At 33.2% G+C, this 18,359-nt stretch carries 19 protein-coding genes; 11 read left to right on the top strand and 8 right to left on the bottom strand.

Features of this window, described 5'->3' with window-relative positions:
* Positions 1 to 1,380: T9SS-dependent choice-of-anchor J family protein (locus AA088_RS16875; protein WP_157547325.1), on the top strand; the 1,380-nt coding region annotated here is incomplete at its 5' end.
* A 112-nt stretch (positions 1,381 to 1,492) separates the two neighbouring features.
* Positions 1,493 to 1,885 (top strand): hypothetical protein, encoded by a 393-nt coding sequence (locus AA088_RS17835; RefSeq protein WP_052752946.1) that lies wholly within the window; start codon positions 1,493 to 1,495, stop codon positions 1,883 to 1,885.
* Positions 1,886 to 1,947: 62 nt separating this feature from the next.
* On the opposite strand, the gene AA088_RS16865 is transcribed toward AA088_RS17835, so the two are convergent.
* From AA088_RS16865 to AA088_RS16855, 3 genes are all read right to left on the bottom strand, one after another.
* Entirely contained in the window at positions 1,948 to 2,502 is a 555-nt protein-coding gene (locus AA088_RS16865) for an ExbD/TolR family protein (RefSeq protein WP_064972177.1), read from the bottom strand.
* Between the two features lie 69 nt (positions 2,503 to 2,571).
* Positions 2,572 to 3,708, bottom strand: a complete 1,137-nt coding sequence (locus tag AA088_RS16860; RefSeq protein WP_046746211.1) for a sodium:calcium antiporter — start codon at positions 3,706 to 3,708, stop codon at positions 2,572 to 2,574.
* A gap of 67 nt (positions 3,709 to 3,775) precedes the next feature.
* Positions 3,776 to 4,468, bottom strand: a complete 693-nt coding sequence (locus AA088_RS16855) for a pseudouridine synthase (RefSeq protein WP_046746210.1) — start codon at positions 4,466 to 4,468, stop codon at positions 3,776 to 3,778.
* A 124-nt stretch (positions 4,469 to 4,592) separates the two neighbouring features.
* Here AA088_RS16855 and AA088_RS16850 point away from each other — a divergent pair, with 124 nt between their 5' ends.
* Genes AA088_RS16850 through AA088_RS16840 form a run of 3 tightly spaced genes read left to right on the top strand, consistent with a single transcriptional unit; the run spans position 4,593 to position 8,159 of the window.
* Positions 4,593 to 6,155, top strand: coding sequence for a protein adenylyltransferase SelO (locus AA088_RS16850; protein WP_046746209.1), 1,563 nt, complete (start codon positions 4,593 to 4,595; stop codon positions 6,153 to 6,155).
* A 56-nt stretch (positions 6,156 to 6,211) separates the two neighbouring features.
* Entirely contained in the window at positions 6,212 to 7,432 is a 1,221-nt protein-coding gene (locus AA088_RS16845) for a bifunctional alpha/beta hydrolase/OsmC family protein (protein ID WP_046746221.1), read from the top strand.
* A 46-nt stretch (positions 7,433 to 7,478) separates the two neighbouring features.
* Positions 7,479 to 8,159 (top strand): DUF2461 domain-containing protein, encoded by a 681-nt coding sequence (locus AA088_RS16840; protein WP_046746208.1) that lies wholly within the window; start codon positions 7,479 to 7,481, stop codon positions 8,157 to 8,159.
* A gap of 21 nt (positions 8,160 to 8,180) precedes the next feature.
* Here the strand turns inward: AA088_RS16840 and AA088_RS16835 are convergent, their stop codons facing one another.
* Entirely contained in the window at positions 8,181 to 8,600 is a 420-nt protein-coding gene (locus AA088_RS16835) for a hypothetical protein (RefSeq protein ID WP_046746207.1), read from the bottom strand.
* A 155-nt stretch (positions 8,601 to 8,755) separates the two neighbouring features.
* On the opposite strand from AA088_RS16835, the gene AA088_RS16830 reads away from it, so the two are divergent.
* The 4 genes from AA088_RS16830 to AA088_RS16815 all read left to right on the top strand — a co-directional run bounded on the left by AA088_RS16830 (position 8,756) and on the right by AA088_RS16815 (position 12,138).
* Positions 8,756 to 9,655 (top strand): DUF72 domain-containing protein, encoded by a 900-nt coding sequence (locus tag AA088_RS16830; RefSeq protein ID WP_046746206.1) that lies wholly within the window; start codon positions 8,756 to 8,758, stop codon positions 9,653 to 9,655.
* 102 nt (positions 9,656 to 9,757) lie between these two features.
* Positions 9,758 to 10,159 (top strand): acyl-CoA thioesterase, encoded by a 402-nt coding sequence (locus AA088_RS16825; protein WP_046746205.1) that lies wholly within the window; start codon positions 9,758 to 9,760, stop codon positions 10,157 to 10,159.
* A 420-nt stretch (positions 10,160 to 10,579) separates the two neighbouring features.
* On the top strand, positions 10,580 to 11,314 hold the full coding sequence (locus AA088_RS16820; RefSeq protein ID WP_046746204.1) for a hypothetical protein: 735 nt from the start codon (positions 10,580 to 10,582) through the stop codon (positions 11,312 to 11,314).
* A 161-nt stretch (positions 11,315 to 11,475) separates the two neighbouring features.
* Positions 11,476 to 12,138 (top strand): LamG domain-containing protein, encoded by a 663-nt coding sequence (locus tag AA088_RS16815; protein WP_052752945.1) that lies wholly within the window; start codon positions 11,476 to 11,478, stop codon positions 12,136 to 12,138.
* A gap of 127 nt (positions 12,139 to 12,265) precedes the next feature.
* On the opposite strand, the gene AA088_RS16810 is transcribed toward AA088_RS16815, so the two are convergent.
* On the bottom strand, positions 12,266 to 13,351 hold the full coding sequence (locus AA088_RS16810; protein ID WP_046746203.1) for an adenylate/guanylate cyclase domain-containing protein: 1,086 nt from the start codon (positions 13,349 to 13,351) through the stop codon (positions 12,266 to 12,268).
* Positions 13,352 to 13,403: 52 nt separating this feature from the next.
* Between AA088_RS16810 and AA088_RS16805 the strand changes: the two genes are divergently transcribed.
* Both AA088_RS16805 and AA088_RS16800 read left to right on the top strand, forming a co-directional pair.
* Positions 13,404 to 13,790 carry a DUF6660 family protein gene (locus AA088_RS16805; protein WP_052752944.1) on the top strand — a complete coding sequence of 129 codons (387 nt, stop codon included), beginning with the start codon at positions 13,404 to 13,406 and terminating at the stop codon, positions 13,788 to 13,790.
* A gap of 73 nt (positions 13,791 to 13,863) precedes the next feature.
* Positions 13,864 to 16,065, top strand: coding sequence for a TonB-dependent receptor (locus AA088_RS16800; protein ID WP_052752943.1), 2,202 nt, complete (start codon positions 13,864 to 13,866; stop codon positions 16,063 to 16,065).
* 67 nt (positions 16,066 to 16,132) lie between these two features.
* On the opposite strand, the gene AA088_RS16795 is transcribed toward AA088_RS16800, so the two are convergent.
* The 3 genes from AA088_RS16795 to AA088_RS16785 all read right to left on the bottom strand — a co-directional run bounded on the left by AA088_RS16795 (position 16,133) and on the right by AA088_RS16785 (position 18,315).
* The gene (locus AA088_RS16795; RefSeq protein WP_157547321.1) at positions 16,133 to 16,558 is read right to left on the bottom strand and encodes a hypothetical protein; all 426 of its coding nucleotides are present in this window, start codon (positions 16,556 to 16,558) and stop codon (positions 16,133 to 16,135) included.
* 84 nt (positions 16,559 to 16,642) lie between these two features.
* Positions 16,643 to 17,383, bottom strand: coding sequence for a hypothetical protein (locus AA088_RS16790; RefSeq protein ID WP_162199698.1), 741 nt, complete (start codon positions 17,381 to 17,383; stop codon positions 16,643 to 16,645).
* A gap of 68 nt (positions 17,384 to 17,451) precedes the next feature.
* Positions 17,452 to 18,315, bottom strand: coding sequence for a GIN domain-containing protein (locus AA088_RS16785; RefSeq protein WP_046746200.1), 864 nt, complete (start codon positions 18,313 to 18,315; stop codon positions 17,452 to 17,454).
* Positions 18,316 to 18,359: the final 44 nt, after the last annotated feature.

Genomic DNA, 18,359 nt, shown 5'->3' with positions numbered 1-18,359 from the left:
GCTGTAGAGGTAGTGCGAACTATTATTGTGAGCGAAGTATCTACTGGTTGTGTTAATGGAATCAACACATTTCCTTATGCAGAAGGTTTTGAAAACTCTTTAGGCGGATGGACACAATCAACTCAAGACGATATTGATTGGACCTTACATACAAATGGAACACCTTCCAGTGGAACAGGACCAGACAATGCGGCACAAGGAAGTTTTTACTTATATGTAGAAGCCTCAGGAAATGGGACAGGTTATCCAAATAAGCAAGCAATAATAACTTCTCCTTGTTTTGATTTAACGGCTTTAACAGAAGCTACATTCAACTTTAGCTATCATATGTATGGAACAGATTTAGGTACTTTAACTGTTGAAATCAGTGAAAATAATGGAGAGAATTGGAGTGCCATTTGGAGTCAGTCAGGAAATCAAGGAAATGCATGGCAAAAAGCAACCATCGATTTGTCTTCGTACACTGGAAGAACAATCCAATTACGATTTAACCGCGTAACTGCAAGTTCTTGGAGAGCAGACGTAGCTATTGATGATATCCGTCTTACAGATGAAATATTTGTCGTTGAAGGATGTAGTGGAGGCATAACCAATTATCCATATGCACAAAGTTTTGAAAATACTCTAGCGGATTGGACACAATCTACACAAGATGATATTGATTGGACTGTATATGCAAATGCAACACCTTCAAGTAGTACAGGATCATCTGCTGCAACCGATGGTAGTTACTACATGTATGTAGAGGCTTCAGGAAACGGAACAGGATATCCAAACAAACAAGCAATTGTCAATTCTCCTTGTTACGATTTAACAAATGAACTAAATGCAACTTTTAGTTTTAGCTACCACATGTATGGATCAAATGATATGGGAACTATTGCTTTGGAAGCTAGTAATGACAATGGACTTTCATGGTCTGCTTTATGGAGTGAATCTGGTAATAAAGGAAATCAATGGTTCAATGTATCACTTGACATTTCTCAATATGTTGGCGGAAGTGTACAATTACGCTTTAATCGAGTAACAGGAGGAACTTGGCAAGCAGATGTAGCAATTGATAATGCACGACTTACTACGTTACTTGCTGCTCGTCAAGATGCTCAACAAACAAAAACGACTACAACTCTTGAAACAGAAGAAGAATTTACAACGAATGAATTAACTATTTATCCAAACCCAGTAAAAGGACAAATACTCAATGTAAAACTAAATCAAGGGACTATCAATTCGTATAGAATACTAAACCTCTATGGACAAGTGATTGATTCTGGGACTACAGAATCGCAAATTCGAGTTGATACACTTCGCTCAGGGATGTACTTTATCGAAGTTTTTGATGGAAAACACACATTAACTAAAAAGTTTATCAAAAAGTAATACAAATATTCGTTTCTCAAAAAAAGCTGTATCAATAATTGGTACAGCTTTTTTTATTCATTCACGCAACGTTTACAAAATATTTGAATCTCATATGTAAACATAATTTAAAATGAAAAAAATACTAGTAGCTTTAATAATAGGAAGTACATTATTTAGTTGTTCCAATGACGATGATTCTCAACATAATTCTGCATTAATAGGAACGTGGGTTTGGACAAGTAGTTCAGGAGGAATTGCAGGAATTGAGGAAACACCACAATCTACAGGAGATACTCGAATTATAGAAATTTCTGCAAACTCAATTAAAAGATACCGAAATGGAACTCTAGAATCTCAAATTAATTATTTAATAAATACAAGTATATCAATAATTTACAATGATTTATATGAAATGATTATTCAAGAAAATGAATTTAAGTTTATCTTCGAAATTACGGGTTCGAATTTAGTATTGATTGAAGATTGTATTGACTGTTTTACCCATGAATATGTAAAACAATAAAGCTATTTAAAAAATAAAAAACGACTCGTGGTAAGAGTCGTTTTTTTATGATTGCACGATTCTTAATTTGCTTCTGAAATGCGTAAAGGGTAGGATTCTTTTAAAATTTTCAACTCTTGCTCTGTTAAGTTTTCTACAGATTTTTGAAATTTTCGGTTACTTAATTCCTTTCGCAATTCATAATATGCACTTACCAATTCATTTTGCACACTTATATAACTTTTATAAGAAGTTTCTCTATCCGTATATAGTGCTATCACAGCTTTAAGAGGATTGTCGGATAAATTTTTACGTTTTGTTCCATTGCAATACGCACACGAGTTATCTCCATTATTATCAACAAAAGCTTTAATATTTTCACGAAGTTCACTCAAAGAGATTAATTCGTTGTTTGCCATCAGTTCATCTTTATGATTCAGACGAATTGTAAAAATATTTTTTCCTTGTATTTCAGAGGTACAATCCACACCTTGAGGGCAAGGACTAGGCATGGAACTCCGTATTCCTTCATCTTCAGAAAAAGTAGTAGTTACAAGAAAAAAAATCAATAGTAAGAAGGCTATATCTGCCATAGAGCCTGCATTTACGCCAGAAGTGGTCATTCTTGACATTTTCATAATAATCGGTTTTAATGTTAAAAAAATGTTAACATCAAAAGTAATGCCGAAAACTAAAGGGAAAAGTTTCTAAAACAAACGACTAAAAAAATCTGCCATAGCAGATAATGCATCTGAAGTATTAGTAATAATAGGCAAACTGGTATCAAATCCTTTTAAAACAATATACACAACAAAAAGCCCGTAAAGTGTAATGAGCAGATATCCGTGAGCTTTTTTAATTGTTTTAGGAATCCAATACACAAAAAAGGCAATCACAGTGATGATAAGAAGCAAAATACGTAATTGTCCAATATTTTCTACAGTTTCGGGACTCATGGTAACGGGTCCATTGATTAAAGTAAACAAAAACAATGGCAACCCAAGCGCAAAACAGATGTCAAAAATATTACTGCCCAAAGCATTGGCTACTGCATCATCATAATTTCCTTTCATAGCATCTTTCCACGAAATAATAGTGTCTGGAACACTCGTGGCTGCAGATGCTAAAATTACAGAAACAAAATATACAGGCATCCCAATAGCTTCTCCAAACAATTCACAAGCTTCCACCAACCAGTAACATGCAATACCTATAAAAAAAACAGAAAGAAACATCAACAACCAAGCTTTTGATACGTTGATTTTAGTGTCGCCCAAAACTGTAGTGGCAAGATCTCCTTTAAAAAATGCAACCGCTCTGTTGCCACCATTTGCATTTTCTTCAAAATCATTGTCAATATGGCCAGACCCTTGACTTAACAACATATACGAAATATATACTACGTATAAGAGCATTAATACCAAACCGTGATACCAATATAACTCAGAACCCGTAACAAGTAAAATGAGCACAATTTCGCAAAGAATCAAAGATATTCCATCACGTTTTATAACTTTCTTAGAAACAGTAATTCCTCGAACAATTCCTTTTCCAATTACTGCCATAATCACTACCGCAGGTATTATCATTGCATTAAAAACAGCGCTTCCTGCAGTTGTACCAATTCCGCCTGACAATCCATCCTTATCATTTAGTACAAACAGAAAAAAAAGTGTCGTAAACAATTCAGGCAAACTACTTCCTATGGCATTAATTGTAGCCCCTTTAATACCTTCTTTTAAGTTTCTACCCAAAAAATCAGAAGCCATTTCAAACCCATCACAAGCTCGCCAAATAATAATACAAGTAATGATAATAAGCCCTAAAGAAGCAATAATGTCCATAGTTGAAATATTTGCGAAGCAAAACTATACATTTCGATACTTTTAATACAACTTCTTTTCAATTAATTTATGATGGAAGAGTCCAATTGAATTTTTTAGCAATATCCTGCCAATGTTGTGGAAAAGGACATTTAATTTCAATTTGTTTCTGAGAATACGGATGTGTAAAAACCAAAGATGCAGCATGTAAAAAAAGTGTATCAATTTCAAAATTGGTTTGAAACATACGATTATGAAAACGATCTCCATACTTTGGATCACCAATTAATGGATGATTAATTTTATTCATGTGAATTCGCAATTGATGCATACGCCCTGTTTTAGGAATCATTGCAATCAAACTATATCTTGATGTCTCATACGGAGGAACTGGAATAGACAAACTTACACATTGTAAAGTTTTGTAAAAAGTAAATGCTTCTTTATATACATTCGCATCACGACCTTTTACAGGAGAATTGATTTCACCTTGCTTTGGAGTAAAACCACGAACCAATCCGTAGTATACTTTTTCAATCGTACTAGAAGTAAATAATTGCTGAAAAGTTGCGACGTATGTTGTATCTTTTGCACAAAGAACCAATCCAGAAGTTTTTCGATCTAAACGATGTAGCGGGAACACTTTTCTTTGATATTTCTGTTGAAACGACTCCAAAAGCGTCATTTCTTCGGCTTGATTTTTTGCCATATACGAATGATGAACCAACATATTATTGGGTTTGTATAGCGCTAGAATATATGCATCCTCATATAAAATCATAGTACAAAAATAGAGATCTATCTTCTAAACCTTGCATTGGTGCTCCAAAGAATATGTAGTATCTTTACAAGAATAAGAAATACATTCCTTTTTAGGTTTGTATTTTATAAAGAATCGCTAAAAAATGAAACTTCATATACACAATACATTTACTGCCGAATTACCTGCCGATCCAAACAAGAATAACACCCGAAGAAAAGTATTTGATGCCTGTTTTTCGTATGTTATTCCTCGAATCCCTTCCAATCCAAAATTAGTTCACGTTGCGGATGATGTGGCAGAACTATTAGAAGTAAAAAAGGATATGAATTCGGAGGAATTTTTAACCATTTTTTCAGGGAAAAAAGTATATCCATCAACTCAACCGTATGCAATGTGTTATGGAGGACATCAATTTGGACATTGGGCAGGACAGTTAGGAGATGGAAGGGCAATTAATTTAGCGGAAGTAATTGCAAATGGAAAACGATGGGCATTACAACTCAAAGGAGCCGGAGAAACACCATATTCTCGTACTGCAGATGGGTTGGCAGTGTTACGTTCATCTATTCGTGAACACTTATGTAGTGAAGCGATGTTTTACTTAGGAGTACCAACAACACGTTCATTATCACTCATAACAACAGGAGATGAAGTACTACGCGATATGCTATATGATGGCAATCAAGCGTATGAAAAAGGAGCGGTTATCTGTAGAGTTGCTTCGAGTTTTATTCGCTTTGGAAACTTTCAAATACTTGCAGCACGTAAAGAAATTGACAATCTAAAAAAATTGGCAGATTATACAATCAAGTATTTCTATACCCATATAAAAACAGAAGGCGCTCAAAAATATATTGATTTTTTTCAGCAAGTTGTTACTGCATCATTAAAAATGGTAATTCATTGGCAACGTGTAGGTTTTGTTCATGGTGTGATGAATACTGATAATATGTCTATTTTAGGACTAACGATTGATTATGGTCCTTACGGATGGTTAGAAGGCTATGATCCACATTGGACACCAAATACTACAGATAGTCAACATCATCGATATGCATATGGCAATCAACCAGGAATTACCTTATGGAACTTAGTCCAATTGGCAAATGCCTTATATCCTTTGATAAATGAGGCTAAACCTCTCGAAGCAATTTTAGAACAATACCAAAAGGATTTTGATAAAGAATATGTTGATATGATGGCGCGTAAAATAGGGATTGTTCAAGTAAATGAATCTGTTGAAAGGCTTATTGAAGGACTCGAAAAGAATTTACAAGCTACAGAGACAGATATGACTATCTTTTTTCGTGAGCTTGCCCGTGTTCAAAAAAAGAATACGTCACAAGAAGCTTTTCAAAAAATACACAAAGCATTTTACAAACCACTAGAAGTATCTGGAGCAACAGCAGAAATGTGGAATCAATGGTTTACTCTATATATTTCGTTATTACAACAAGAAGAGCAAACTGATGAAGCAAGGAAATTTAAGATGTATGAAGTGAACCCAAAATATGTTTTACGAAATTATATGGCACAAATAGCCATTGATGAAGCGACTAAAGGTAAATATGATATAATTGAAGAATTATATCAAGTATTAAAGCGACCGTATGACGAACAACCAGAGTTTGAAAAATGGTATGCAAAACGTCCAGAGTGGGCAAGACATAAAGTAGGGTGTTCAATGTTATCGTGTAGTTCGTAATGTTTGAGTACAATCAAAGACTAACACAGTATCAATTTTTCAAAAAGAACCATCCAATGAAAAGTACAAAACTTCAAATACTTAATTCCAAAGGACATACGTTACATGCATATTTAGAATTACCAGCCAATCAAAAACCTAGTCATTTTGTAATTTTTGCACACTGTTTTACTTGTAGCAGTAGTTTACAAGCGGTAAAAAATATAAGTAGGGCACTTACGGTTCATGGGTTTGGCGTAATACGTTTTGATTTTACAGGATTAGGTAGGAGTGAAGGTGAATTTGCCGAAAGTCACTTTTCAAGTAACGTAGCAGATATTCTTTCTGTACATACATATATAAAAACACATTACAAAGCTCCTTGCATGTTGGTAGGACACTCGCTAGGAGGTGCTGCTGTTATAACTGCCGCTTCCCAATTGGATGATATCAAGGCAGTTGCCACAATTGGAGCTCCTGCCACAGTTACACATGTAAAACGTCTATTTACACATAATATTGATGAGCTTTCCGAAAATACAGAACTACAAGTAAATATAGGAGGCAGACCATTTACTATAGACAAACAATTTATTTCAGATTTTGATAAAACTGATTTGCCTACGATTGTAAAAAACTTGCGAAAACCGTTACTAATATTGCATTCCCCAATTGATACAATTGTAGGTATAGAAAATGCAAAAGAATTGTACATTCAAGCTCATCATCCAAAAAGTTTTATTTCTCTTGATAATGCTGATCATTTACTATCTAATACAAGAGATAGTCAATATGCAGGAAATATGATTGGAGCATGGGCGGCACGGTATTTTCCGATTCAAAACGAAGAAATAGTAAATCCGAATGAGGCATTACTAATAGGACATTTAAACCTGATAGAAGACAAATTCACAACCACAATGCAAACCAAAAACCATCATATGGTAGCAGATGAGCCGCTTTCTATTGGTGGAGATGATTTTGGTCCTTCGCCATATGAATACTTGTATGCAAGTTTAGCCGCATGTACTACCATGACGCTTAAAATGTATGCTGATAGAAAAGGATGGGATTTACAAGAAGTATTTGTCTATATTTCTCATGAAAAACGAAAAAATACGGATTTGAATATTCCTATGGAGAAACCTACAAAAATTGATTTTATCACTAAAAAATTACAATTAATAGGTCATTTATCAGAAGCGCAACGAGCACGCCTAAAAGAAATATCCGCACGATGTCCTGTACATCGAACTTTAGAGAGCCAAGTAATTCTTGAAAGTGAACTAATGTTCTAATTTCACTTTCGTAGTAATATTTTGTACATTAGTAAAAAACCAATACATGAACGAAACAATTCCAAGAGAAGCCTTTTCTTTCTTACAAGACTTACAAAAGAATAATAACAGAGAATGGTTTACAGACCATAAAAAGGAGTTCAAAGAAGTTGAACGAGAAGTAAAACAATTCTTTAATCAATTGTATGAACTGCTAAATAAACACGATCAAATAGATCGAATGAAAATGTTTCGAATATACCGTGATGTACGTTTTTCTAAAAATAAAACACCTTATAAAACGCATTTAGCGGGAAGTTTTCATCGAATCAAACCACGATTACGAGGAGGATATTACCTTCATATAGCTCCTAATAATGAAACATTTATTGCTACGGGTTTTTGGGATCCTAATAAAGAAGATCTTCATAGAATTCGAAAAGAATTTGAAATGGATGCTTCAGAATTACGTAAAATCATTCATGAAAAATCATTCAAAAATATTTGGGGAGAATTAGAAGGAGACGAAGTAAAAACGGCTCCCAAAGGATTTACTAAAGAACACGAGTCTATTGACTTAATCAAAAAGAAACAATTCATTTTTACCAAAAAATTTACAGACAAAGAAGTTACTTCTAGAGATTTTATGGACAAAGTCAATGAATCTTTCAAAGCCATTCGTCCATTTTTTGACTATATGAGCGATGTATTGACTACCGATTTAAATGGAGTGTCATTGATAGATTAGTAAAACGTTTGACGTTTATTGCTAAATAACGGCGCTAAACGCTACTTCTTTTTCAAACAGTAAAATATTATCCTTTAAACGTTCTACAACAATGTTCATCATGCGTTTGTTTAAGGCTGAAGAATTTTCAATATATGTTTGATATTCTTCTATCGTAAACTGTCCAATAATCATTCCTTTAAGTGAATTACGGAATTTCATATCCTTTTGAATTGCATTTTCGATATACAACAAACGCTTTTCTAAAGATAACCCATGAAATACATTTTTGTGCTTACTAATATAATTACGAAAAGCAGCAATTAACAGGGGACTTTGTAGTTTGATAACAGGTCGTAAAGTAGTGTTTTGAAAACGCTCATCTTTAGACATATTTTCTGAAATGGACTTCGGGGAAATTTGAGGTCGTGCTTTGAGTAAATCGTTTTCTCGATCGTTCATGACAATAATGTTTTACTAAAATTAAAAATTAATGACCTTGATTCTTAACAGGTTATAAACAACTTGTTAACCATGTTATCAACATGATTATTTAAAGTAAATTCCAAATAAATGGGCTATAAATGTGTATTTTTATACAATTAAAAGCATGATGTATGAAATTTGGAAAAGTGACTAATCCTGAGCAAATTGATTTTACCTTACCTAAAGATCATCCAGAAACAGAAGTTGTTCTGCGATCGTATAAAAATGATTCTAAACCTTCTATTTATGTAGGTTGTGCTAAATGGAATAAGCAAGACTTAAAAGGATTTTATCCACGTGGTATTAAAGATGAATTAGCGTATTACTCATCTCAATTTAACTCTATAGAACTCAATGCTACATTTTATCGTATGTTTCCTGCAGAGCAATTTAAAAAATGGTATGATAAAACTCCTAATGGGTTTCGATTTTTCCCCAAACTATCACAAGAAATTAGTCATTGGAAGCGTTTGCAAGCCACTGAAGCTGTTGTAGATCAATATTTATATCATGCAAGCCATCTAAAAGAAAAACTAGGGACAATCTTTCTGCAAATGCATACCAACTTTTCTCCAAAAGATTTTGACCGAGTAATACATTTTATAGAGTTTTGGCCTAAAGAAGTTCCGCTAGCTGTAGAATTTAGGCATACAGATTGGTTTAATGATGAAAAAGTAGCTGAAGAGTTATATCATTTACTACAAGAAAATAATATCGCAAATATTTTGGTAGATACAGCCGGCAGACGTGATATAATGCACATGAGACTGACTAATAATGAAGCGTTTATTCGTTATGTAGGTGCGAATCATGAAAGTGACACCTCTCGTTTAGATGATTGGGTTGACCGTTTGGAAACTTGGATCACACAAGGATTGCAAAAAATTCATTTTTTTGTACATCAAAACTTAGAAAAAGAATCTCCATTATTATCGGCCTATTTTATCAAAAAATTGAACAATCGTTTGCACACCAATGTAATGGTTCCTAAAACAATTAGTACACCTAACAATCCACCAACTTTATTTTAAAACATACAATCATAAAAAGAGAAATTAGTAGTATCAAGAATCTCTATTCAAAACACTACAAAAAACCTATAAACGATTGTATTTTTACAAAAAATAAGCATTATGAGATTTCATACAAGAAAATGGGTTAAACCTGAAGATTTGAATCCAAACGGGACATTATTTGGAGGACGATTGCTCGCTTGGATTGATGAAGAAGCGGCATTGTATGCCATAATTCAATTAGAAAATCCTCGTGTTGTCACTAAGTATATGTCTGAGATTGACTTTAGGAGTTCTGCAAAAAAAGGAGACATTATTGAAATTGGTATAGAAGTCGTAAAATTTGGACGTTCTTCGTTAATATTAAAATGTGAAGTTCGTAACAAAATGACTCGCGAAACCATTGTCATGGTCGATAATATTGTAATGGTAAACTTAGACGAACACGGAAATTCAGTGCCACATGGGAAACATGAAGTAGAATTTGTAAAAGATCGTTTAGACTTGAATTCTGATACTTAATACATTACAAAATTGAATGTAAAATACTCATAATTTGAGATTCAATTTTATATAATAAAAAGTATTTACTTATTTTATAAAAATAAATTTCCTACAAAAAATAAAAAGTGGTAGGTTTGCAATTCAGCAATACTACCAAAAAACTTTAACAAGTTTTTATGAGCTCAATAGTTTTTATTGAGCTCTTTTTTTTGTATTTTTTTGATTCGAAAATAAGTTAAAAGATTTGCTGTTTAGTTAACGATTTTCGATCTATTGATCAATTCGGCTTATTTATATTGATCAAAAAGAACGTCCTTGGTCATTGATCAAGGACGATTTTTTTTTGAAAAAAGTAATTAACAAAGATATTGTTAAAAAAAATAATTTTGAATCTAATCGAGAATACGTATTTATGCAATCGCAAAAGTATTCCCCGATATGAAAATTGTTCAAACAATTCCTGTATATAATCGAAAAAGTAAACGTGTCACAAGTCTTAAAATAGATGATTTTAAACTCATTGCAAATGAAGATGAAGAGTTTTTTGATGTTCAAGGTGATTTCGTAATTATAAAAGATCGTTTTTTTAGAATGCCACATTTGGTGAAGCCATGGACATTTTGGATTGAAAATGGAGTTCCACAAATGGCACCAAGCGAAAATGTAACCTACACGCGCGTATTATTTGCAGTGGAAGCGCCTGATAAAAACGAATTTGATTATAAGAATAGCTTCCGAGCGATGAATCCGTTGGCAGGATATTTTCAGAGTTTTAAAGCTGGGTTTTTACAATTAATGAAGCGTATTACAGCTCATGAAACTACCAATTTTCAAGTCACTTTCTACACACTAGTTCCTTATCAAACATCATTACACTATTTATTAGGTAAAACAGGAAGTAATCAAACACGTCTCAATTTTTGGTTTTACGGCTGGATTAATTTGAAGTACCGAAATGACTTCATGAATTATTTAAAGCAATACAAATTTGATTACTATGTTAACGGAAGTACACGTGCTTTCAAAGGAATCATTTCTCAAGAACTCTCACGTGTAATTGATGTTGAATATCAAGTACATCACCCAAATAGTGGATTTTGGAAGCGAAAAAATATCAATCTTGGGATTAAGAAAATAGTTCACTTACAACTTGCTGAAATTCCATGGAACTAATACGGCAATTGGAATGATAATTGTATGTTAAGAAGCAAATGGGTACGTAAAAAATGTGTAATATTGTATTAACTATTTGCTACAGAAAAGAATTCATGAGGTTTTTAGTCACAAATTCAACAGTAAAATATAGCATCATTAGCTTGTTAATGCTTTGTTGTATGCAATTTGTACAAGCTCAAAAAGATACTACAAAAACCACTACAACTACAGATGTTGATATAACTAAAGGTCGCATCAAACTACCTTTTCCTAAAGCGACAGAGCCTTTACAGCCTGAAAAAAGTACAATAAACTTTATGGAGTTTAAAACGCCAAGTTTATTGGTCAACAAACGCACAAGCTTGATTAAATTACCAGAATCAAATCGTGCGTCACTTAAAGAAGAAAAAGAAATCAGTTTTACGGGACAAGAACAATACGTTACGAGAAACAAAGAGTTTGAACGTAAACTAAATAACAAAGACAAAGAAATTCGTCCTGAATATAAAGTGGAACAATATTTAGGTGATTTTAGAAGCAATGGTGAATTTGTAAAAATTATATGTAGAGATCATGAATTTGTTGATGGAGATAGAGTTCGCGTATATTTGAACGATCAAGTTGTCATAGAAAATATCTTATTGGAAGCAGCATACAAAAAGCTTGATATTCCTTTAAAATCGGGGTTCAACAAAATTCAAATTCAAGCATTAAATCAAGGATCTTCTGGACCAAATACTGCTGAGTTTCGTGTATATGATGACAAAGGTGAGCTCATTTCTGCAAACGAATGGAACTTAACAACTGGTGTCAAAGCAACCATGATTATTGTAAAAGAGTAATTTTTTATCCTCACTAATCCGTTTCTACTATTACCAACTTTTTTTCGTATTTTTTAAGAAAGAAAATTAGGTGTGAAAACTTCCAATCATTACATTTTTTTTCTTGGAAGAAACAGATTAAAATTTATTATAGCGCTATTTTTGAAATGCTATAAATATTGATGGTTTTTGCTTTTCCTTTAAGCAAAAGATCATCAATTTTTTTTGTGAAATACTTTTCTTCAGAAAGTGACATTTCTGCTAATAAATTCTCTGATATCAACACATTCGCATTATAAGTATTACATTCTGCCTGAATACGAGCCGTTGTGTTAATAACATCTCCGTGATAGGCCAACTCTTTTTTTACGCTTCCAACTTCGGCAACCATCAATGCGCCTCCATGGATTCCGGCTTTAAATACAGGAAGTAAACCGTATTTGTCATGATAGTGTTGACTACGAGAAAGTAATTTTTCTGTAAACCCATAGTACAATTCAATTGCGTTATTGCGCTTAATTCCACGGGCATATGTCCAACTTAAAACAGCTTCATCTCCCACATACTGATAAATTTCGGCATCGTATTTTCTAACGACGGTGTTCAAGTCATAAAAGCAATCTTGTATCAATTGACTGTACGTATAATGTCCTAAATTTTCAGCAATAGTTGTAGAAGATTTTAAATCTAAAAACATAAAAATACGTTGTTCTTCTTGAGGTTTACGATATTTTCCAAGCAACATTTTCATAAATACACCACGTCCAAATTTTTCATTTGCAATTTTTATAAATGAAAAAATAAGAGAAGCAACAATAAAAAAGAGTACAATTGTCCAAAACGTTTTATTCTTACTCCACCAGTCATTTCCTTCAGTCAAAGGAACATCCAACACATAACCAGTATATTCTACAACAATCGTCACTAATATGATTAGAATGACTAAATAAATAAAGGTTTTTGTAAAAAGAATCACACCTAAGGATAGACTTTTAGCTAAAAATCGATCAAAGAAAAACTCAATGGAAGCATATAAAATTCCAAAAGGAATAGAAGACAACGATACATAAGTAAGTAATTCTATCAATGGAACTTGATATTTAGGTAGAATACTAACGCCTTTTTCTTCAAAAATACCAAAATACCGTATGATGATTAAAAAACTAAAAGCAAGTATCCAAAAAACGACAGAGCGAAGCGTATAAACTAAATATTGTCGTAGGGTTCTTTTCATAGGCTGCAAAATACTAAAAGTTGCGTATAAAATACACTAAGAAATCAAACAAGTGAAAAAAATTAACGAACAAAAAAGACATTTTAGAGGTTGTAAAAAAGCTTTTATACTATCTTTGCTTGCAATGAAAAGTATCAGTTTTGTCATAGGTGTTTTATTATTGGCTTTAGCATTAAAGCCTTGTTCTGACGGATTTAACTTAGAGCATGATACCATTACTGAAACCAGTACAGAACATAGTCACCAAAACGATCACGATGACTCTTGCGCCATACTTTGTGTGTGTAATTGTTGCGGCGTATTAATTGTATACCAAAAACCAGCAACATACTCGCTGCAAAGTAAAATTATAATTTCAACAGTACTTCAATCATATTACGAATCTCATTATCGATTCGACCGACTTTTCAATATCTGGCAACCGCCACAATTTGTGTAATATATACTATTCATCTTCAAAAGACACGCTATATAGGTGTCTCAAAAATATATTATCACAAAAAATTAAACATATGTCACAATTACAAAAATGGAGCGTGTTGCTTTTCTGTATATGCTGCGGATGGGGCAACGCACAAACCAATGATCTTTCAATAAAAGTTTTATCTCAAGAAGATAAGCAACCTTTGTTTGGTGCCAATATACTTTTAAAAAAATTACAAAAAGGAGCGATTTCAGACATGGAAGGAATGGCTGCTTTTTCAGGAATTCCCAATGGAACATATGAATTGATAATCTCATATCTTGGCTATCAAACAATAAAAACTACTATAGATGTACCTGTAACACAACAACTCGTTTTTTATTTAAAAGAAACAGAAGGTGAGTTGGATGCAGTGATTATTGAATCCACAAGAAGTACCAGAGATATACGTAGAATTCCCACACGCATAGAAATTATAGGAGGCGAAGAACTCGCTGAAAAAAACATGATGAATGCTACCAATATCTCAATGGTATTACGCGAAAGCACTGGTATCCAAATGCAACAAACATCATTGAGTAGCGGAAACACCAACATCCGAATTCAAGGGTTAGATGGACGCTATACTCAATTATTACGTGATGGATTTCCATTGTATGGAGGATTTTCAAGTGGATTAAGTATCATGCAAATTCCTCCGTTAGATCTCAAACAATTTGAAATTATTAAAGGAAGTGCTTCTACCTTATACGGTGGTGGCGCAATTGCAGGTTTGGTCAATTTAATCTCTAAAACACCAGATTATGAACCAAATTTAGATATCATGTTTACGCAAACACATGCGTTGGGAAGTACAGCCAATATATTTTATAGCAAGCGAAATGAAAAATTTGGAATAAGTTTATATGGTTCAGGGAATTACCAACAATTATTTGATCCGGAAGATGATGGATTTAGCAATTTGCCAGAAACGCAATCTATTTCATTAAATCCTAAGTTGTACTATTATCCTAATGAAAATACTACTTTTTGGATAGGACTTAATGGTACTTATGATGATCGAATAGGAGGAGATGTAGAGAAAATTGAAAATGGTGAAAATGGAATTCACCAATACACAGAAGAAAATATCTCAAAACGAATAAGTTCACAAGCTGTTTTTTCAACACAAATTGATTCGTTACGTGTATTGACTCTCAAAAATAGCTTTTCTTACTTTCATCGCTCGTTAGATGTTCCCAATATGCAATTTAAAGGAAAACAACTCAACTCCTTTAGTGAAGCAACATTACAACACAATTATGAAAAAAATGATTGGACACTTGGGGCAAATCTTTACACCACTAATTTTGATGAAGCCGACAGTGCTCCCTTGCAACGAGATCAAAACGATGTAACTTTTGGACTTTTTGTAAACTCCAATATGGATCTTTCAGACAATTGGATTCTAGAAACAGGTGTACGTACAGATTTTGCCAAAGGATGGGGAATTTTTGTACTACCTAGAGTTTCCTTGCTGTATAAAAATGAGCAGGGTTTTTCAAGTAGATTAGGTGGTGGTTTGGGTTATAAAACTCCAGACATCTTTACAGAAGAAGCAGAATTTATCAACTTTGAAAATATTTTGCGAATAGATCAAAACTCATTAAAAGCAGAACGTTCGTATGGCTTAAACCTTGATTTTAATTATAAAACAAAACTCTTTGATGATGCAATAGGGTTCTCTGTCAATCAATTATTTTACGTTACAGCCATCGATAATGGTTTATTACTTTCTGAAAACGCCAATGGATTTTTTCAGTTTGAAAACGCTAATGGGTCAATTTTGAGCAAAGGAGCAGAAACCAATATAAAATTCTCGTACAATGATTTTAAATGGTTTATAAACTATGCATTGATAGATACTAAACTTTTGTATTTATCTGGAAACCCTAGAAAACCATTAACAGCCAAGCATAATGCCGGAAGTGTACTTATGTATGAAACCAGTAAGTGGCGAGTGGGATATGAAACGTATTATACAGGATCGCAAATACTCTCTAACGGTACTAAAACAACTGATTTTGTCACAATGGGGTTTCTTGCGATGCGTAACTTTAAATGGGGCGGAATTTTTGCCAATTTTGAAAACTTTACTGATCGCAGACAAAGTCGTTTCTCGTCGTTGGTAACGCCACCACATAGCAATCCAACGTTTCCCGAAATCTATGCACCAACAGATGGTTTTATCTTTAGCTTAGGAATTATAATCAAACCGTTTGGAAATCATACAGAACATCACGATGAGTAGATACTAAAAAAAACAGTCTGAAATAAGTATTCTATTTCAGACTGTTTTATTGCTATTTTGAACATTATCAAGAAAGCCCAAGCTCTTTTTTGAGTTTTGTATATCCATTCCAAGAACAACTGCCATCGCTTATGATACGCTGAGAAGAATGATAAATCAACAAATAATTGTCGACAGTTGTACAACCTTGATGGGTTTGTTGCGCTAGTTCTTTTTCGAAAACTCGAATCTTTTCAAGATGTAAACGATCTAACTTTTTTCGTTTATTCTGAAAAACAACATAATACATCCCTGATTCTTTTGTAAAAGTAATCATTTCCTTAGTGCTGTGAAAACAACCTGTTGAAGAGTAATGCAAAGTAAATTGCTCATCATTTTCAAGTTTATCAATAAAAGGTGTAATGTGTAATGTGTGCGTTGTTAGTTTCTCTTGTTGGGCATATCCAATAGACAATGTAAAGAGTAGGAGGCAACAGCTGTAAAATGTTTTCATAATAGATTGATGATATTTAATACGTTAAATTACATCATTGAAAATGAAAAAATAAAGCACGAATGCGTAAACGCATCATTTGAATTAGGGAATGAGTTTTTTTCCATGAAAAACAGTTTCAAAAATGGCAAATGCCAACAACCATTTTTCTTCAATAGCATTTGGTGTATCCAAAAGTGAAATAATTGGAGTACCAAATTCAAGTGTATCAAATACATCGCTCACTGTAATACGTTGTCCTATCTCACCATAATTAGGCGCTACAGATATTGAAGCCAATTTGCGTCCATTCATAATTAGTGGAAAAAGACCTTCATTGGTACGTGTGTGCGAACGCTTGTAAAAATTAATACCAAACGTGGTATGTAGTGGATGCGTAGCTTTTCCGATTATTTGCTCATGCGAGTCAGCTAATTGTCCTTTTTTATCAAGTCTACCCAAAAGCTCGCCATCAACATAAAATATAACTTCTGACCCATGAAATTCAAACAAAAACTCTTGCTTTTTTGTGAACGCAATAATATGTCCTTTTTCATACATACCACGCTCAATACGTTCAAAAGCAATAAGAGGTTTTTGTTGTTCACTATATATAAATCCAGAAGTTTTTAGGTACGTAACGGCATCTTCAGTCTCAAAAATCATGGCATCCGTTACTTTTTTATACAAATCTGCCGTATGCGGGCTTAGTTTTTTGCGCTTTTTTAAAAGACTATCGCGCATTTGTTGCCGTTCATTCTCTATAAATTCTTGGCTTTTATGCTGAGATGATTTTTTAATAATAAATGCCACCATTACAGCCAATATAAAGATGACTATAAGCATGAAAACAAGTACGAGTGTAAACGACATTGTAAATAAGGATTGGGTTTACACAAAAATAAAGGGTTTGATTAAAAAATACGTTTTAAAAATCCTTTTTTATGAATATCTACTTTTTGCAGTACTGCCTCACCGTCAAAAACACGCATATTAATCTCTGAAGGGTTTCCTAACAAACTAATCTCAGCCCGATCATTAGCATCAATAGTTATTTTTTGTGAAGCTTGAACGGCAATTTTTGCCTGATCTGTAGCAGTTACATCAATTTCTTTAGAAACGAAATCAGACGCCATAAATTCGCCTTTTTCTTTTACTACCAGTGCTAAAGTTTCAGTAGTTCCTTCTAGCTCAACATCTGCATGTTCTACAGTTGCTATTGTGTTTGTAGCTTGTGCGGTTGCTTGTATGTCAGCATCTTCAAAGGCAGTAAGAATCAATTGATTTGTGAATATTTCATAACGCTGTTTGGTTTTTCCATATCCATTGATTGTCAATGAATCTGCTCGTATTTTTAAATCCATTTCAGCGTTTTCCATTACATTGAGTTCAATGGTGTTCATGGCTAATGTAGTAAGTGACTTAATTTCTACATCGTCTCCAGCATGAATACGTTGTAAAGTATCTGAAACCGTAATAAAAATTTCTAAACGCTTACTACTTCTTATTTCTTTTGTAGTTGCAATCGTCAGTGTTCCATTCACAACGTGAATATCAAATACTTCGTGCAAATTTTCATCGGTATTTACTTCAACTTGTGATTTTGTACCATTAATTAAGACAACTTCAATATCTTCTCTTATATCAATAGCAGTAAACGGATCGAGTTCATAAATAACGGTAGTGACTTCACGGTTTCCTTTAATTTTTTCTTTTTTCTGTGCTATTGCAGGAAGAGAACATAACACAAGTAATACAATACTGATATATTTTTTCATGAGAATTCGGTTTTATATGGTAAAAATAAGAAGTGTTTTACGGA

Source organism: Kordia zhangzhouensis (assembly GCF_001005305.1).
Classification (GTDB): domain Bacteria; phylum Bacteroidota; class Bacteroidia; order Flavobacteriales; family Flavobacteriaceae; genus Kordia; species Kordia zhangzhouensis.
Note: the sequence above shows the minus strand (reverse complement) of the source record. Positions and strands in the feature narration are given on the sequence as shown.

Bases quoted from the DNA above. Each gene is read 5' to 3' on its own strand.
- AA088_RS17835 (WP_052752946.1), top strand. From the start codon at position 1,493: ATGAAAAAAATACTAGTAGCTTTAATAATAGGAAGTACATTATTTAGT.
- AA088_RS16865 (WP_064972177.1), bottom strand. From the start codon at position 2,502: ATGAAAATGTCAAGAATGACCACTTCTGGCGTAAATGCAGGCTCTATG.
- AA088_RS16860 (WP_046746211.1), bottom strand. From the start codon at position 3,708: ATGGACATTATTGCTTCTTTAGGGCTTATTATCATTACTTGTATTATT.
- AA088_RS16855 (WP_046746210.1), bottom strand. From the start codon at position 4,468: ATGATTTTATATGAGGATGCATATATTCTAGCGCTATACAAACCCAAT.
- AA088_RS16850 (WP_046746209.1), top strand. From the start codon at position 4,593: ATGAAACTTCATATACACAATACATTTACTGCCGAATTACCTGCCGAT.
- AA088_RS16845 (WP_046746221.1), top strand. From the start codon at position 6,212: ATGAAAAGTACAAAACTTCAAATACTTAATTCCAAAGGACATACGTTA.
- AA088_RS16840 (WP_046746208.1), top strand. From the start codon at position 7,479: ATGAACGAAACAATTCCAAGAGAAGCCTTTTCTTTCTTACAAGACTTA.
- AA088_RS16835 (WP_046746207.1), bottom strand. From the start codon at position 8,600: ATGAACGATCGAGAAAACGATTTACTCAAAGCACGACCTCAAATTTCC.
- AA088_RS16830 (WP_046746206.1), top strand. From the start codon at position 8,756: ATGAAATTTGGAAAAGTGACTAATCCTGAGCAAATTGATTTTACCTTA.
- AA088_RS16825 (WP_046746205.1), top strand. From the start codon at position 9,758: ATGAGATTTCATACAAGAAAATGGGTTAAACCTGAAGATTTGAATCCA.
- AA088_RS16820 (WP_046746204.1), top strand. From the start codon at position 10,580: ATGAAAATTGTTCAAACAATTCCTGTATATAATCGAAAAAGTAAACGT.
- AA088_RS16815 (WP_052752945.1), top strand. From the start codon at position 11,476: ATGCAATTTGTACAAGCTCAAAAAGATACTACAAAAACCACTACAACT.
- AA088_RS16810 (WP_046746203.1), bottom strand. From the start codon at position 13,351: ATGAAAAGAACCCTACGACAATATTTAGTTTATACGCTTCGCTCTGTC.
- AA088_RS16800 (WP_052752943.1), top strand. From the start codon at position 13,864: ATGTCACAATTACAAAAATGGAGCGTGTTGCTTTTCTGTATATGCTGC.
- AA088_RS16795 (WP_157547321.1), bottom strand. From the start codon at position 16,558: ATGAAAACATTTTACAGCTGTTGCCTCCTACTCTTTACATTGTCTATT.
- AA088_RS16790 (WP_162199698.1), bottom strand. From the start codon at position 17,383: ATGCTTATAGTCATCTTTATATTGGCTGTAATGGTGGCATTTATTATT.
- AA088_RS16785 (WP_046746200.1), bottom strand. From the start codon at position 18,315: ATGAAAAAATATATCAGTATTGTATTACTTGTGTTATGTTCTCTTCCT.